The organism is Empedobacter sp. UBA5528 (assembly GCF_002426075.1).
GTDB classification, from domain to species: Bacteria; Bacteroidota; Bacteroidia; order Flavobacteriales; family Weeksellaceae; genus Empedobacter; species Empedobacter falsenii_B.
Window position 1 is genome coordinate 26,308 of sequence record NZ_DINY01000012.1, and the last position, 17,319, is coordinate 43,626.

The 17,319-nt window shown below is 32.0% G+C and carries 9 protein-coding genes; 6 read left to right on the forward strand and 3 right to left on the reverse strand.

Annotated elements, in window-relative coordinates; translation table 11 throughout:
* Positions 1–33 precede the first annotated feature (33 nt).
* Positions 34–2,253, reverse strand: a complete 2,220-nt coding sequence (katG, locus tag B4L98_RS03340; protein ID WP_286474491.1) for a catalase/peroxidase HPI — start codon at positions 2,251–2,253, stop codon at positions 34–36.
* A 340-nt stretch (positions 2,254–2,593) separates the two neighbouring features.
* Here katG and B4L98_RS14670 point away from each other — a divergent pair, with 340 nt between their 5' ends.
* The 3 genes from B4L98_RS14670 (at position 2,594) to B4L98_RS03350 (ending at position 8,647) form a co-directional block, all read left to right on the forward strand.
* Positions 2,594–2,914, forward strand: a complete 321-nt coding sequence (locus B4L98_RS14670; protein WP_280061562.1) for a DUF6660 family protein — start codon at positions 2,594–2,596, stop codon at positions 2,912–2,914.
* A 125-nt stretch (positions 2,915–3,039) separates the two neighbouring features.
* On the forward strand, positions 3,040–7,401 hold the full coding sequence (locus B4L98_RS03345) for a CusA/CzcA family heavy metal efflux RND transporter (protein ID WP_291077534.1): 4,362 nt from the start codon (positions 3,040–3,042) through the stop codon (positions 7,399–7,401).
* A 1-nt stretch (position 7,402) separates the two neighbouring features.
* Positions 7,403–8,647, forward strand: coding sequence for an efflux RND transporter periplasmic adaptor subunit (locus B4L98_RS03350; protein ID WP_180906104.1), 1,245 nt, complete (start codon positions 7,403–7,405; stop codon positions 8,645–8,647).
* A 1,318-nt stretch (positions 8,648–9,965) separates the two neighbouring features.
* Here the strand turns inward: B4L98_RS03350 and B4L98_RS03355 are convergent.
* Together B4L98_RS03355 and B4L98_RS03360 are read right to left on the reverse strand one after the other, a co-directional pair.
* Positions 9,966–11,063, reverse strand: a complete 1,098-nt coding sequence (locus tag B4L98_RS03355; RefSeq protein ID WP_291052291.1) for a hypothetical protein — start codon at positions 11,061–11,063, stop codon at positions 9,966–9,968.
* A 2-nt stretch (positions 11,064–11,065) separates the two neighbouring features.
* Positions 11,066–11,848 carry an RNA polymerase sigma factor gene (locus B4L98_RS03360; protein WP_291071083.1) on the reverse strand — a complete coding sequence of 261 codons (783 nt, stop codon included), beginning with the start codon at positions 11,846–11,848 and terminating at the stop codon, positions 11,066–11,068.
* Between the two features lie 2,836 nt (positions 11,849–14,684).
* Between B4L98_RS03360 and B4L98_RS03365 the strand changes: the two genes are divergently transcribed.
* The 3 genes from B4L98_RS03365 to B4L98_RS03375 all read left to right on the forward strand — a co-directional run bounded on the left by B4L98_RS03365 (position 14,685) and on the right by B4L98_RS03375 (position 17,082).
* On the forward strand, positions 14,685–15,212 hold the full coding sequence (locus tag B4L98_RS03365) for a hypothetical protein (RefSeq protein ID WP_219035428.1): 528 nt from the start codon (positions 14,685–14,687) through the stop codon (positions 15,210–15,212).
* Between the two features lie 6 nt (positions 15,213–15,218).
* Positions 15,219–16,100 carry an Abi family protein gene (locus tag B4L98_RS03370; RefSeq protein ID WP_291063254.1) on the forward strand — a complete coding sequence of 294 codons (882 nt, stop codon included), beginning with the start codon at positions 15,219–15,221 and terminating at the stop codon, positions 16,098–16,100.
* A gap of 253 nt (positions 16,101–16,353) precedes the next feature.
* Positions 16,354–17,082, forward strand: coding sequence for a hypothetical protein (locus B4L98_RS03375; protein WP_291063252.1), 729 nt, complete (start codon positions 16,354–16,356; stop codon positions 17,080–17,082).
* Positions 17,083–17,319: the final 237 nt, after the last annotated feature.

Below are 17,319 nucleotides of genomic sequence, written 5' to 3' on the forward strand. Positions count from 1 at the left end.
ATGGACGCTCATTTTTTTTATTTAATCATATATTTATTTCAAATCAAAACGATCTGCATTCATCACTTTATTCCAAGCGGCAACGAAATCATGTACAAATTTATCTTGCGCATCAGCTTGTGCATAAACTTCTGCTACGGCACGTAATTCAGAATTTGAACCGAATACTAAATCCGCACGAGTTCCTGTCCATTTTGGTGCTCCAGTTTTACGATCAGATCCCATGTAGATTTCTTTCGTTTCATCTGTCGCTTTCCAAACAGTACCCATATCCAATAAATTCACAAAGAAATCATTTGTCAATTGACCTGGACGATCAGTGAAAATACCATGTTTCGAACCATCATAATTCGCATTCATCGCACGCATTCCACCAACTAAAACTGTCAATTCTGGAGCAGTCAACGTTAACAATTGTGCTTTATCAATCACCAATTCTTCTGTCGAAACAGATCTTCTTGTGTTTTTGCGGTAGTTTTTAACCCCATCTGCAATTGTTTCTAAGTACGCTACAGATTCAACCTCTGTTTCCTCTTGCGTTGCATCTCCACGACCTGCTGCAAACGGAACTGTAATTGTTTTTCCAGCATCTTTTGCTGCTTTTTCAATCGCTGCATTTCCTCCTAAGACAATTAAATCGGCAATCGAAACTTGTTTTGACGAATTCGCTGAATTAAATTCTTGTTGAATATTTTCTAAAGCTGTTAAGACTTTATTCAATTGAATTGGATTATTTGCTTCCCAATTTTTCATTGGTTCCAAACGAATACGCGCACCATTCGCTCCTCCACGTTTATCCGATCCACGGAAAGAAGAAGCCGAAGCCCAAGCTGTAGAAACCAATTCTGAAACAGATAATCCTGAAGCTAAAATTTTCGCTTTCAAATCAGCGATATCAGCCTCGTCAATTAATTCATGCGTAACAGCTGGAATTGGATCTTGCCAAGTGAATACTTCATTCGGTACATCTGCACCTAAATAACGAGAAAGTGGTCCCATATCACGGTGAGTTAACTTGAACCACGCTTTACGGAAAGCATCTTCAAATTCTTCTGGATGTTCCAAGAAACGACGTCCAATTTTTTCGTAAGCTGGATCCATGCGTAACGCAATATCCGAAGTCAACATCGTTGGTCTTAATTTTTTTGAAGCATCATGCGCATGTGGAATAATTTCGCCTACATCTTTTGCTACCCATTGATGAGCACCTGCAGGAGATTTTGTTAATTCCCATTCGAAACCAAATAAATAACTTAAAAATAAATTTGACCATTCTGTTGGTTTACTTGTCCAAGTTACTTCAATACCAGATGTAATTGTATCACCTGCATTTCCTGTTCCGTACGAGTTTTTCCAACCCAAACCTTGCATTTCCAAATCAGAAGCTTCAGGGTCTGGTCCTACATGATCAGCCGAAGCCGCACCATGTGTTTTTCCGAAAGTGTGACCACCGGCAATCAACGCCAATGTTTCTTCATCATTCATCGCCATACGCGCAAACGTATCACGAATATCGCGTGCAGAAGCCAAAGGGTCTGGATTACCATCTGGTCCTTCTGGATTCACGTAAATTAATCCCATTTGTACCGCAGCCAACGGATTTTCTAAATCGCGATCACCAGAATAACGGCTATTTGCACCACCACTCTCTTCTAACCATATTTTTTCAGAACCCCAATAAACATCCATATTTGGTTCCCAAACATCAGCACGACCACCAGCAAAACCTAACGTTTTGAATCCCATCGACTCTAATGCTACATTTCCTGTTAAGATAATTAAATCTGCCCACGAAATTTTATTACCATATTTTTGTTTGATAGGCCAAATTAAACGACGCGCTTTGTCCAACGAAACGTTGTCTGGCCATGAGTTAAGCGGCGCAAAACGTTGCTGTCCTTCACCTGCTCCACCACGACCATCTTGCACACGGTATGTACCCGCACTATGCCACGCCATACGAATGAAAAATGGACCATAATGCCCAAAATCTGCTGGCCACCAATCTTGAGAATCAGTCATCAAAGCTTTTAAATCAGCTTTAACAGCTTCTAAATCTAATTTTTTAAATTCTTCGGCGTAATTAAAATCTTCCCCCATTGGGTTCGATTTATTTGAATGTTGACGTAAAATATCAACTTTTAATTGATTTGGCCACCAATCTTGATTTTGTGTTCCTTCTCCTGCCACTGGTTTTGACATTGTACCATTGTGGAAAGGGCATTTTGAAATATCACCTCCTTGATTCTCCATGAATACTATTTTTTTATGTTTAATAATTTTTGTTTTGTAAATATCATAAATATAGTAATTTGTCTTATCAATTAAAAATCAAATTGTTTTATCAATCAATCAATTTATTTTATATAGAATGTAAATTAAATAGTTATTAATTATATTATAAAAATTGATTCGTTTATTTTTAATGAGTAAAGAGATTTCGAGAATCCTCTAGCTTTTAAGTTTATATCTGTATCAAGATAAAACTACATTTCACATAATATCAATGCATAGAAATTTTCAATCTTAACTTCAATATATCTTAACATCGTAAAATTATTATAGTCAAAAAAATATTTATACATTTGTAACAATGAAATTTATAATTCTCATAATTGCATTATATGTTAATGTTCTATCATTTGTGCCATGTCAAGACACAAATACTAATAGAACGCAAGTTTCTATGGTGCATAGTGAGAAAGATAATTCAGATCATAAAGATCAATGTAGTCCTTTGTGCGTTTGTAATTGTTGTCAAATTACAATTTCATCAATGAAATTTACACGATTACTAAAAACTCCTAAAGTTTTTGAACCAAATACTTCCAAGAAAATACAATTCAAAAAGAATACAATTCAAAACCAATTGTATGCCGATATCTGGCAACCTCCTAAAATAAATATTGCTTAACGAGACGATTTCTTTTTTCGTCTACACATTGATTTCAATTGATATAAAATTGAAGTCAACACTTTTCTGTGCTCATTTATTTTGATAATAAGTGGGTAATGTTAATGCAATTAATCAAATTATCTGTGTTAGATAAAATCATAAAATTTAGTATCCAAAACAAAATTGTTATTGGAATTATGACTGTATTGTGGATTATCTGGGGCGTATGGAGCGCAACAAAATTGCCAATAGATGCGGTACCCGATATTACCAACAATCAAGTCCAAATTATTACGGTCAGCCCTACTCTAGCTGGTCAAGAAGTAGAACAATTGGTCACTTTTCCAATTGAGCAAAGTATTGCGAATATTCCTGATATCGAAGAAACAAGAAGTATTTCTCGTTTTGGTTTATCTGTGATTACGGTAGTGTTTAAAGAAGATGTAGATATTTATTTTGCGCGTCAATTAGTCAACGAAAAATTAAAAGAAGCACAAGAAGACATTCCGCAAGGTGTTGGCATTCCCGAATTATCACCTGTGAGTACTGGTCTTGGAGAAGTCTATCAATATATTTTACATCCTAAAAAGGGAAGTGAGAAAAAATACAATTCAAAACAATTGCGCGAAATGCAAGATTGGATTGTTCGTAGACAATTAAACGGAACGCCTGGTGTTGCTGAGATCAATAGTTTCGGTGGAGAATTGAAGGAATACGAAGTTGCTTTAGATCCGAATAGATTGCGCGCAATGGGAATTAGTGTATCGGATATTTTTGATGCCTTAGAAAAAAATAATCAAAATACTGGAGGAGCTTACATCGATAAGAAGCCAAATGCTTACTTTATTCGAGGAATTGGAATGGTAACTTCTTTAGATGATGTAAAATTAATTCCTATAAAAAATGCGACGGGAACTGTTCCTATTTTTATAAAAGATGTAGCTGATGTAAGACTAGGACATGCCATACGATACGGAGCAATGACTTACAATGGTGAAGTAGATGCTGTTGGTGGTGTTGTGATGATGTTAAAAGGTGCGAATTCTAATGAAGTAGTTAATCTAATTAAAGAAAAAATACCAACAATTCAAAAATCGTTACCAGATGATATCGTCATCGAGCCTTTCCTTGATCGAACGAATTTAGTAAATCGTGCAATTAAAACAGTAGAAAAAAATCTGATCGAAGGTGCATTAATTGTCATTTTTGTATTGGTTATTTTTCTTGGTAATCTAAGAGCTGGTTTAATCGTTGCATCTGCCATTCCTCTATCCTTATTATTTGCATTAGGAATGATGAATGTTTTTGGTGTGAGTGCGAATTTAATGAGTTTAGGAGCTATTGATTTTGGATTGATAGTCGATGGAGCAGTTATTATTGTAGAAGCGACTTTACATCATCTAGGGCTTAGAAAATCAACGCATCGATTAACCCAAAAAGAAATGGATGAAGAGGTTTTTCTTTCAGCTTCAAAAATTAGAAATTCAGCCGCATTCGGGGAAATCATCATACTTATTGTCTACATTCCTATTCTTACTTTGGTTGGTGTAGAAGGAAAAATGTTTACACCAATGGCTAAAACAGTTGGCTTTGCAATTCTAGGCGCATTGATTCTTTCGTTAACGTACATCCCAATGATGAGTGCTTTATTTTTATCAAAAAAGCCTACTCTCAAAGCTTCTTTTTCAGATAAAATGATGGTGAAAATCCATAAAGTTTATGAACCATTATTAGAAAAAGCAATCCGAATCAAATATTGGTTAGTTGGTATTACTGTTGCAATTTTTGCAGTATCAATTATTCAATTCAGAAATATGGGTGGCGAATTTATTCCACAATTACAAGAAGGTGATTTTGCTTTTCACTGTATTTTACCACAAGGAAGTTCCTTAACCCAAAGTTTAGAAACATCCATGCAAGCTTCTCGAATTTTAAAAGAATTTGATGAAGTAAAAATGGTCGTTGGTAAAACAGGTTCCGCTGAGGTTCCTACAGATCCTATGCCTCCTGAAGCAACAGATATGATTGTGGTTCTAAAACCAAAGGACGAATGGAAACGTAACATTTCTTATGAAGAATTAGGTGATGAAATGATGGAAAAACTAGAGGTTATTCCTGGTGTTTTCTTTGAAAAAAATCAACCAATCCAAATGCGTTTTAATGAATTGATGACAGGAATTCGACAAGATGTAGCTGTCAAAATTTTTGGCGAAAATTTAGATTCTCTCTCTTATTATGCAGATAAAACCTCAAAAGCAATTCAATCTGTTGAAGGTGTTACAGCACCCCAAGTAGAACGCGTAAGTGGTTTGCCTCAGATTAATGTTGAATATGACCGAATCCGAATGGCAAATTATGGATTAAACATTCAAGATGTAAATGATATGTTGAGTACAGCATTTGCTGGAAAAACAGCTGGACAAGTTTTCGAGAATGAACGACGCTTTGATTTGGTTGTTCGATTGGATAGTGCGCATCGAAAAAGCATTGATGACATTAACAATTTAATGATTCCTACAAGTTCTGGTAATCAAATTCCGATCTCTCAGGTGGCAAATGTGAGTTATAAATTAGGCGCTTCACAAATTAGTCGCGAAGAAGGAAAACGAAGAATTGTAATTGGTTTCAACGTAAAAGATCGCGATGTACAATCGGTTGTAAAAGATATTCAGACAAAATTAGACAATGAACTCAAATTACCTTCTGGCTATTATTTCACCTATGGAGGGCAGTTCGAAAATCTGCAAGCAGCTAGTCAACGTTTGATGATTGCTGTACCAATCTCCTTATTATTAATTTTTATGTTATTGTATTTCACATTTCATTCATTCAAACAAGCAGCATTAATTTTCACAGCAATTCCAATGAGTGCAATCGGAGGTATTTTTGCATTAATTATTCGCGACATGCCATTTAGTATTAGTGCCGGAATTGGTTTTATTGCTTTGTTCGGAGTAGCTGTTTTAAACGGGATTGTTTTAATTGGAACATTCAATCAATTAGAAAAAGAAGGAGAAAAAAATATTCTAAAACGAATAATGGAAGGAACCAATATCCGATTACGACCAGTATTAATGACAGCGACAGTTGCATCGTTAGGATTTTTACCGATGGCAATTTCCACAGGCGCTGGTGCCGAGGTTCAAAAACCTTTAGCAACAGTTGTCATTGGAGGATTAATCACAGCTACTTTTTTAACCTTATTTGTATTACCAATGTTATATTTAATATTTAATTCAAAACTTCCGAAAATAAAATTGAATTCAAAAAATTCACTTCCATTCCTTGTCATCGGAATGTTTTTGATGGGACAATCTATTCAAGCGCAAACTCGTTCAATTAATATTCAAGAAGCTCAACAAATTGCAATTGAAAATAATCCATTAATCAAAGCAAATGAACGAAGTATTTCATCAAGTGAAGCTTTAAAAGGAACCGCAAATGAATTACCAAAATTAAATGTGGAAGCACAACTTGGGCAATATGCGAGTCCAAAATTTGATTATGGTTTATCTATTTCTCAAAGTATTCCATTTCCAACGATTTTTAAACACCGAAAGGCAGTGTTAGAATCAGAAGTGAATAACAAGAAGATACAAAAGGAAGTGACAACAAACGAATTGTTGAAACAAGTGAGAACCTATTTCTATCAGATCGAATATTTAGAATATAACCATGATCAACTCGAACAATTAAATAAACTTTATTTAGAATTTATTCGAATTGCTTCGGTTCGATTTAATGCAGGTGATATTAAGAAAATCGAAATTAATACAGCAGAAACACAACAAGGAGAAATCAATTTGTTGCTGAAACAAAACAAAGTGTATTTAGCAAATGCGTACAAAAATCTAAACGTATTATTGAATACCGAAGAGAATTTTACAATTACCAAAGAGACAAATTATATTCCATTAAAATTGAGTGGAATTTTAGACGGTTCTACAATTGATAATAATCCTACTCTCAAAGCTTTTTACCAACAGATGGAAATTACAGAACGAAACAAAGAAGTCGTAAAAGCCGAAGGTTTACCAGAATTTTCACTTGGTGTAAACAGTTTATCGATGATTGGAATGCACGAAAAAAATGGAGTACAAAGGTATTACAATGGCCTTGATCGTTTTACTTCTGTAAACCTTGGTGTTGCAATTCCATTAACGTTTGGTGCTACAAAGGCAAAAATCAAAGCTTTGGAATATGATAAACAAGCCATTCAAGAAACAGCCAATTTTCAAAAACAACAGTTAACGATTCAACTTGATAATTCAATTAATCAATATCAACAAGATTGGGAACAATATGAGTATTATGTAAACCAAGCCATTCCAAATGCAGAAAAAATTGTAAAAGCAGCTCAATTGGGTTATAAAACTGGTGAAATTTCGTATGTCGAATATCTTTTTGCCTTACAAACCGCAACGGATATTCAATTAAAATATCTTGAATCGATACAACAAGTCAATCAAACTGTTGTCAATATTAATTCTATCATCAATCAATAAAATGAAAAAAATAAAGATCATTATCTATAGCGTGTTAGCCATATTATTTCTAAGTAGTTGTACCAAAGAAACAAAAACGGAACAACCAATCGAGGAAAAAAAAGCTGAGCACGAAGAAGCGCCACAAACAGTTGCTACGCTAACAGAAGAACAAATGAAGGCTGTTGGTGTAAAACTGGGAACTATTGAAGTAAAGGAGCTAACGGCTATGATTAAAGCAAATGGACTTTTGAATGTTCCGAATAGCAATATGGCAAGTGTTGCATCTATGTTTGGTGGAGTAATACAAACATTGCCAATTCAGGAAGGTTCGTATGTCAAAAAAGGACAAGTAATTGCGACAATTTCAAACCCAGAATTTATTATTACACAAGAGCAATACTTAACTGTTTTGAGTCGAATTACCTATGCAGAGCAAGAATTTAGACGACAAAAAGAATTGTTTGATAACGATGCTGGTGCAAAAAAGAATCTTCAGAACTCTTCTGCCGAATTGAAAACATTACGTTCTCAAAAAGCATCTTTATCTCGTCAACTTCAAATGATGGGAATTAATCCTTCTAAAGTAACCAATGCAAATTTGAGAAATGGAATGGTAATTACAGCACCAATTAGTGGAACAGTAAGTAAAATTATTGCGCAAATAGGAAGTTATGTAGATGTCTCATCTCCCGTCGCTGAAATCATTGATAATAGTTCTATTCACTTAGATTTGCAAGTTTTCGAGAAAGATTTACCTAAAATGAAAGTTGGTCAAGTCATTCAATTTGAATTAACAAACAATCCAGGAAACAGTTACGAAGCAGTCGTGTACAGTATTGGTTCTTCTTTCGAAAATGAAAGTAAAACCATTGCAGTACATAGCAAAGTACGAGGAAATAAATCTGGATTGATAAATGGAATGAATATTACAGGAGCCGTAAGCTTAAGTAATTCCTCTACACCTGCTGTTCCCAATGAAGCAATTGTAGAAGCGGATGGTAAATTTTACATCTTTGTCAAAACAAACAAAAAAGTAGAAGAGCATACAGACGAAGAAAGTAAAGATCCGAACGAAAAGAACAAAGAACATAAAAATGAAAAATTGATGAACTTTGAAAAAATCGAAGTTGTAAAAGGTTCTTCAGATATGGGTTACACAGCTATTACAACCGTAAATGAAATTGATCCAACTACACAGATTGTTGTAAAAGGAGCCTTTTTCGTTAATGCTAAATTAAGTAATTCCGGAGATCACGGACATTAAAACAATTCAAATACACTCCCCTAACTAACTTCCACTAAAAAGTCCGATAGACAATATGTTTATTGGACTTTTTAGTAGTTGTAATAAATAAGTAACTATTTAATTCGTAATTCAAAAATCTCAAATACTTTTTAATAATTCGTTATCATCGTCTAATTCTTCGATACAACGTTTTACAAACGTCACTCAGACTGACGCGATACTGAGAAGCTGAAATAAATTCAACTTGACGAATCGTTGTCATTTAAAAAAATATTTGAAATAAAGAATTTGAGATTAAGAGGAGGAGCCATGGTATGGCTCAGGTATTCCTTTTCTTTTATGTCACTTTTTTTCGTCAAAAAAACTAACGAAAAAAGACTTGGCCGTAAACCTCTCTACTAAAAATGTTCTCATTTCACTAAAGATTTTAAAAACCCTACGGGCTAAAACCTTTTTTACGTTTTATTCAACCATTTTCTTAACGTGTGAGTTTTAATGCCGGGTTTTCATCCTTTTTCAATATTCAAATCCACTTTCAACAAAGAATTTATAAACTGTTATTGCTGAAAAGTCGAGCGTCAATTCGGCGTAAAGAGCGTTAAAAATGATTTACAGTTCACATTTTTATGTGAATGATTTAAAGCATTTAGCGAATAGCCATTATTGACCGACTTGTAAGCACGGACTTGATTTTTTGATTACTTTTTGATCAAGCAAAAAGTAATAAATAAAGAACTACTAATTATTCTCTTATTCACGTAATTATGTTCAGAACCTCAACTCGTTGTTAATTTGAGGTATCGAGAAATCTATTACTTTCATTTTTTTATTCATAGCTTATCTATTTTAATTATAGGTATTCAGATGCCCTTCGGGGAATAGTCAAAAAAACTAACGAAAAAAGACTTGGCTGTAAAACTCTCTACTAAATATGTTCTCATTTCTCTAAAGATTTTAAAAACCCTACGGGCTAATACCTTTTTAAGTTTCATTCAAACATTTTCTTAACGTGTGTGTTTTAATACCGTTTTCGTCATTCTTTTCCAATATTCAAATTCCTTGTCATTCAGAACTTTCAAAGAATCTCATATCTAATTGTTCATAAAAACATTTTACATCGTAAATCCCATATCAAAAACCTTTTACAAATATTCTACTGCCACCCTACTGCCACTATGTTGCCTTTATCCTGCCTTTATCCTGCCTTTATCTTGGGACCATCTAACGTGTTTCAATAAAACCTAAAAATCCCCCTTTGTATATGTTTTTCACATTTGATGAGCGTTAACAATCACCCCACCCTACGGGTGTACAAATCACCCTCCAAAATTATGGTTTAAGCTGTTATAAGCTCAATACCTGCTTTATCAGCTTTGTATTTTATTTTATGTATGAGCTCATAATAGCTCCAGTTTCTTAAGACAAATCTTTCTTCTTTGGCAATTTGTATTTTTTCTTCTTGATCTACAATAACTATCGTTCCTGCTTTTTTTTCCACACAAAAATCAATTAACATTCTACTGTAGACATGTAGCCGATGATGAATATATTTACTCTCTGTATTTTTTAATTTTTTTGCTATTTTTAATTTTCTTGCTTTTCCTTTCCCTCCTTTGCAAAAGGGCACTCCTTCTAGTATTCTTTTACGAGAAGCTTGTATGGCTAATCTTCTATATAGAAATTCTTCTTTGCTACCAATGGTAAGCTGAGATCTACCTATTTTTACAACCAACGGATATTCTAATGACAAAGAAACTTCTGCAATAATATCTGGTTGTAATTGATTTTTTTCTTTTTCAATTTCTACCGTGAATACCCAAAATATTTTATTTTTTTCTAATTTAATATGTGATCTACAAATTCTAATTTCTTTACTTACTATTTGCTCCAATAGCTTATAATTATCAATATAGTCTCTTCCAAGATACGTTTTAAAAGGAATTTTATAAAGTTTAAAATAAATGTATTTTTTATCTGTATCATACGAGAATTTACTTATCCTCGCTATGTTAAAAGGAATTGCTATATCTCGTTTAAAAATTTTTAATGAAAGTTCCCCTTTCCAATACTTGACACAATCCTTCTTGAAGGACAGGTATAACGTATTGATCAAACTAGACAATATATACATCGGAACTTCGTCCTTAAAACGTTTTGAGAGCACACGATAAATTGTAGTCGACCGTGACCATTTGAGTATTCCAGAATCATCTTTGTTTTCGTCTGCTAATTTATATTTGATTCCTTCAGAGAAATAAAAAAAATCTTTCACCATTTCTTGCACATACAAATGAGAAACAATCATATTAGCCGCTATAAAACATCTATTTTGCCATTTATAAAGCGTACTCACAACTTCTTTTCGTTCTTCTTGGGTTGGTAAATCAGCAATTAACTGTATTTTACGTGTTAAAAAAACTGTAGAATTTTCCATATTTAGTTATTTAGGGGTTTAAACTTGTTTTGTTGAGTCAATTTATAAGCGACGACAAATTCATTGTGCACTTCTTTCTGAGAAAGTTCTAATGTCTTGGCAATGGTTGTAAACGATTGTTTCATTTCGAATCGAAGCTTTAAAATCAACGATTGTTTTTCGGTCATTTGATTTGGTGCCTTTTCCTCGGAAATTATTTCTTTTTTAGACACGAATACATCATGACTATTTATAAGGTTCTTAACATCCTCTATTGCACTTTTAATCTCCTTGCTCGTTTCTGAAACTCTTTTTCCCATTGCATTGGCAATTGCTTTGTATCTAAATCCATATTTCAAGCAGAGTTCAATCAAATGTTTTCTTTCAGCGCTTAATAAGGGTAATATTTTTCTAATTTCTTCATAATGTTGGTCATGTATTAGTTTATCCTTTATGTTTTCTGCAGCCTCTAAAGGATCGTATACAGTCAAATAATTCTCATAATTCTCGTAACTCTCTAATGAATGCACTGACCTAAAAAATTTATTTTTAGAACTTCTATAATGCGAATAACAGCTGTGTTTCAAAACAAGTCGCGTGAAAAAAAAGATATGTTCAGGTTTTTCAATTTTCTCACGATATTCCCATAATTTCAGAAACGCATCTTGTACCAAACATTCTACAACAAATTCATCATCAACTATTTGTTTACCAATCCAAAAAAGTAGTCTTTTATGTCGTGAATAAATTTGCTCTAAGGCTTTGGGTTCGCCTTTTTTCAATAATTCATATTCTTTTTCTAGCATAATAAAGGTGGTTTTAATTATGTTTTACGTGATGCATTACGTTATACGCTCAACGTCTTTTTTCTTATTAATATTCAAATTCATTTTTAAAAACAGATTTTGTCATTCTGGGCTTGTATCAGAATCTCATCTTGTTGGTATTCTTAGCTTGTCGAAAAAGCTCTTCCTTTCATTTTTTTACTCATCTAAAAAAACGAAACAAAAAAAGATGCCGACAGTAGTCTCTCAATGATTCAACTAACTAAATTATTTCCATAAAGTTGGCAACTCGCTCCACTCAGACACTCCAACTTTTTTTATTCCAATAATTTAGAGTTGAATTACATTTCGATTCTAAATCGTCGGATTTTTTTAATTCCTATTTAAACATTCGAATTCGTTTATAACAATGAATTTATAAATCGTCATTGCTGAAAAGTCGAGTGTCAATTCGGCGTAAAGAGCGTTAAAAATGATTTACTGTTCGCATTTCATATGCGAATGATTTAAAGCATTTAGCGAGTAGCCATTATTGACCGACTTGTAAGCACGGACTTGTAATGCTTTGCATTCATGAATACCATAAAATAATAATAAACCATATGAATAACTTTTTGGTTCGTTTTTGTGTCAAGACAAAAATGAATAAATAATCATTTTCTTATTATCGTAAATTATTTTCAGAACCTCATTCTTAATCTCAATTACACACTCCCCTTACCCCTCTCAAGAGGGGAATTACAGAGGTGATTTATTTTTTTATTGTCTAAGTCTTCGATACAACGTTTTGCAAACGTCACTCTGACTGACGAATCTAGTACCCTGAGCGAAACCGAAGGGTAATTCAGCTTGACAATTGGATTTTTAATACTTAATACTTTTTACATACTACATTCTACAATCCCTCCATACTAATATCTAACATCTAATCTGTACATTTTACTTAATACATACTACATTTTACAATTAAACATCGATACACGAACACCGAACAAACCATACGGAACGGATATACAATGGATACAGAATGGATACAGCGCGGATACACAACCGATACAGAAAAGTGTCATTTTCGATATACACCGATACAGGATTTTAACACTTTTTAACACTTAATTTATCTAACCACAATGTTTTTTATCAAGTTTTACGTTGTACGCTTAACGTTTTACGTGTTTTTTATTATCAATATTCTAATTCACTTATAACAACGAATTTTAGAGTTGACATACGATTTGCAGACGAGCTTCAATCCATTGAAACAAGCGTAAAAAAGATTAGTGAGCGTATGCGAATCATTTAATCTTTTTAGTGCGTGAGATGAGAATTGAACGTCGAAAATCGCGGTCTTGTAATGCTTTGCATTCATGAATACCTTAAAAATAATAATAAATCATATGAATAACTTTTGGTTCGTTTTTGCGTCAAGGTAAAAATGAACATATAATCATTTTCTTATTATCGTAAATTCAATTTAGAATTTCATCTCTATTTTTTCGCGCGCGCGTGCCTGTTTATAATATATTCCTCTTAAAAAGAAATTCCCCCGATAGACAAGTTTTAAAAAATACATTAATAAATGAAAACTAAAATTTAACACTAATTACTTTATGAAGATCATTTACTTTCTTCTTATGGTGTCTTCGGGGGATAGAGTGTGAATCTGTTTACTCTTTCATAATTTTACAATAGTTTTTTAAAATTCAACATTCGTTTTAAAAACCACTCCTTTTCCTGTACATCGCGCCAACTTTGTTTTGGGAAAGGGGTTTGTTTTTACGTTATAAGTTTTACGCTTAACGTTTTACGTTTTTATACTTATTAATACTCAAATCCACTTTTTAATAACGAATTTTAGAGTTGACATACGATTTGCAGACGAGCTTCAATCCATTGAAACAAGCGTAAAAAAGATTAGTGAGCGTATGCGAATCATTTAATCTTTTTAGTGCGTAAAATGTTAATTGAACGTCGAAAATCGCGGTCTTGATTTTTTGATTACTTTNNTTCTCCTCTTAATCTCAAATGTGTTTTTTATCAAGAAAAAAAATGAATAATCTTAATCATGCATCTCAGCTTTTTGACACTCGCCTCCAAATCATATGACATTTTTTTAATTCCTTTTTCAATATTCAAATTCACTTTCTACAATGAGTTTTGTCATTCTTGACTTGTCTCAGAATCGCATCCTATATATTTGATTTAGACTCAACTCAAACAACTAACATCTAATCTGTACATCATACATTCAACTTATTACTTATAACTCATTACTTACAACTTAAAACAGGTAGTAGCCCCAATAAATTTGGAAAATGATATTAAACGTTTTAAATTTATTGTGCGAATAAAAAAGATAAAACGAATGCTTTCAAAGTCTCCTTACCGAGGCTCTGATAGAGAGCGTGTAAAGAAAGGTCAGCCCTTTACTTTACGATCCGTGTTTTAAAAATGCTATAAATACGGGGTATTGTTCTTTAAAAGAATGGAAAAAACAAACAGACTTTGTCTGGTGGTTTTTTACGGATGAATGGAAATTGTTTCGTTCTCATTTTGTGTTGGGTTTTATGGAACGAGTCGAGATATGAAGAGGGGCGATTTCCTATCTTCAATTTAAATCGAGGTACGGCTAAGAACCTTTGACGAAATATCCGATAGAGAAAACCACCCCATAGAATGCAAATATACAAAATATGAGGTAGCGACAACCCTATTGGTCTTGCGTCATCTTAAATTAGCCGTTTTCGATAACAAGACTCGAGTTTAATAACTGTCGCTTAATTAATTATAGTCAAATATAGATAAATATTTTGTTACATGCAAATTTATATCTAATTAATTTAAAATAACATTAGAGTTGAGTGATAATAATAGAAAAGATAGATTAGTTTCACCTGCTTATAGAGAAAAGTTAGGTAAGTCTTTATTAAATAAGCGTATAGAATTAAACTATACCAGAAAAGATATTTCTATATTAACAACTATAACAGAAAACACAATCAATAGTATTGAAAAAGGTATAACTACCAATATAGATTATTACGTTGAATATGCAAAAGCCGTTCAGTACCCATTAGAAACATTATTAGACTTTAAAATTCCTCTTAAACCTCTCAATGAATTACCAAAAGATAGGATAGAATCTTTAAAATTGACATCAAAAATTAGAGAGCATATAGTAAATACTAACTTTCTTAATAAAGGTAAAACTGTTGCTGAAATAAAAGAGGAGTTAGTTCGGTTGAAATTAGTACCAAAAGAAATAACTTCTGTTGCTATCGCTGGTGTTATGAGGAACTTAAAAAACGATGAGTTGATCAGTTCAGAAGAAACAACTGGTAGAAAGGCAATTTATATTTTAAATCTTAATCAATACAAATATTGAAAATAAATGGCTGATACATTTACGAGTATAGAAAATCAAATTACTAAGCTGATTGATAGAGGTATGTTTTTTGACTTAGAGAATGATAAGATCAAAGAAATTTTATTAGATATTGGTTACTATAGATTAGGGTTTTATTGGTATCCATTCGAAATAGATGAAAATCATAATTTCGTAGAAGGGACTAAATTTTCGACTGTAATTGACTTGTATTATTTAGACGTAGATTTAAGATATTTGCTAATAAAATATATAAACAGACTAGAATTAAATTTTAGAACTAACCTAATTTACTGGGTTTCGATGCATTATAATAATAACTCGATTTGGTACACAGATCCTGCTATAATGTCAGAAGAATATTTGAAAGATATAAAATCACATTATAATAATAATTTTAAGAAAAAAAATATTCAAATTTGCAAACATCATCAAAAATATCCAGAAGATAAATATGCACCGTGTTGGAAAACATTTGAATACTATACATTTGGATCAATAGTTAAAGTATATGAGCATATTATCGATCAGGATGTTAGAAAAAAAATTTCTTTACGGTATTCGCTCAAGAAACCTGAAAAACTTCAGAACTTTTTAGATACTTTAGTCTTTGTTCGCAATAGTTGTGCACATAGCGGAGTTATTTATGATTTACATATAGATGAAGGAGTAAGTGGTATTCCTAATACTCCTTTTAACAATGAATACAGTCATAGTTTAGATTCTGCAATAAAAGCGTTAATATATCTGCTTAATAATATTTCAATTTCTAGAAAGAATGAACTTGAAATTAGATTACATGAATTATTCAATAAGTTTGAAAACAATGATGTTATAAAACAAATTATTGAAAAAAAATTAGGATATAGTTATTTAATAAAAGAATAATTGTATATTTGTAATATAATAGTGTCCCATTAATCATTTGCATTCGTGGTGCACTTAAAAAAAATAAACAGCCTTAGATATTATCTGAGGCTTTTTTTATACATAATATACCAGATTAATATAAGGGTTCTATATAGAACCCTTTGTTTATTTACACAATAATGGTTATAAATTAGTTTTGTTTGTATATTTGTTATTTATACGAAGCTAAAGCTATAATTGTTTCGTAAAAAAATATGTTAGCAGAAATTTTATGGAAAACTCAATAGAAGAATTTGAAGAAATTATTATTAGTTATTTTGAAGAAATTGAGGACTTTATTACTAAATCTAATACTTCTAGATTTAATTCAAATAAAAAATATAAAACTGAAGAATCAAAAATTGATAAACTTTCAGATTTTAGAATGTTGATAGATGGTTTATTTCTTAAAATTTCAAGAAATTTTTATACTCCAACCAAAGAAATAAATGATAATATATCTTATCAAATAAGTATTTGTGCTTCTTTTTTAAGGACACATTTTTTAATTAATAAATTAATAATGGATGGTGATATAATTGAAGCAACTACATTAATAAGAAAGCAATTAGAAGCATCTACGAGATTTTCAGAACTTGAGAAAAAAGAAATTATCAAGTTAACAAAAAAAACACCAAACGTTAATAACGAATCTAAAGGAGTTACAAAAGAATTATATTCGACTCTATCTGAAATTGCACACACAGGAAGTTTAGATGTAGCTAACTTAATAACAATTATAGACGAAAATGAAAAAATAGCAAGAGCAAACATCTTTCCATTTTTTAGTATTGATAGTCTGCAATCTTATAAATTCCAAGCTTATGTTTCCTTTAATTTTTTAGGTAAATATATCCTTTTTACTAAAAAAATATATCCAAAAAATAATATAGATCAAGAAATGAAAATGTTTGTCATTTTACACAAACTAATTAATGATATATCATTATTCAAAGATTAATTACAACTTCCGTTAAAATGTGTTTTGCAAAAAACGGGCTGAAAGTAAACTTTCAACCTGTGTTTTTTCCTCCCGCAAAATTGCTTTTACAATAACAATCAACTAATTTCGTTATAACAAAGCAATTTGCTTTAACGTACGAAATTGAACTATCGTTCAAATTCTCCACTGTTCTTCGCAAATCCTAAAAACGTTAGCTGTAATTATTCAATGAATGTAATCTTCCCTAAAAACCGG

Excerpts from the sequence above, each read along its gene's own strand:
- B4L98_RS14670 (WP_280061562.1), top strand. The coding sequence starts at position 2,594 with ATGAAATTTATAATTCTCATAATTGCATTATATGTTAATGTTCTATCA.
- B4L98_RS03350 (WP_180906104.1), top strand. The coding sequence starts at position 7,403 with ATGAAAAAAATAAAGATCATTATCTATAGCGTGTTAGCCATATTATTT.
- B4L98_RS03370 (WP_291063254.1), top strand. The coding sequence starts at position 15,219 with ATGGCTGATACATTTACGAGTATAGAAAATCAAATTACTAAGCTGATT.
- B4L98_RS03360 (WP_291071083.1), bottom strand. The coding sequence starts at position 11,848 with ATGCTAGAAAAAGAATATGAATTATTGAAAAAAGGCGAACCCAAAGCC.
- B4L98_RS03355 (WP_291052291.1), bottom strand. The coding sequence starts at position 11,063 with ATGGAAAATTCTACAGTTTTTTTAACACGTAAAATACAGTTAATTGCT.
- B4L98_RS03375 (WP_291063252.1), top strand. The coding sequence starts at position 16,354 with ATGGAAAACTCAATAGAAGAATTTGAAGAAATTATTATTAGTTATTTT.
- katG (WP_286474491.1), bottom strand. The coding sequence starts at position 2,253 with ATGGAGAATCAAGGAGGTGATATTTCAAAATGCCCTTTCCACAATGGT.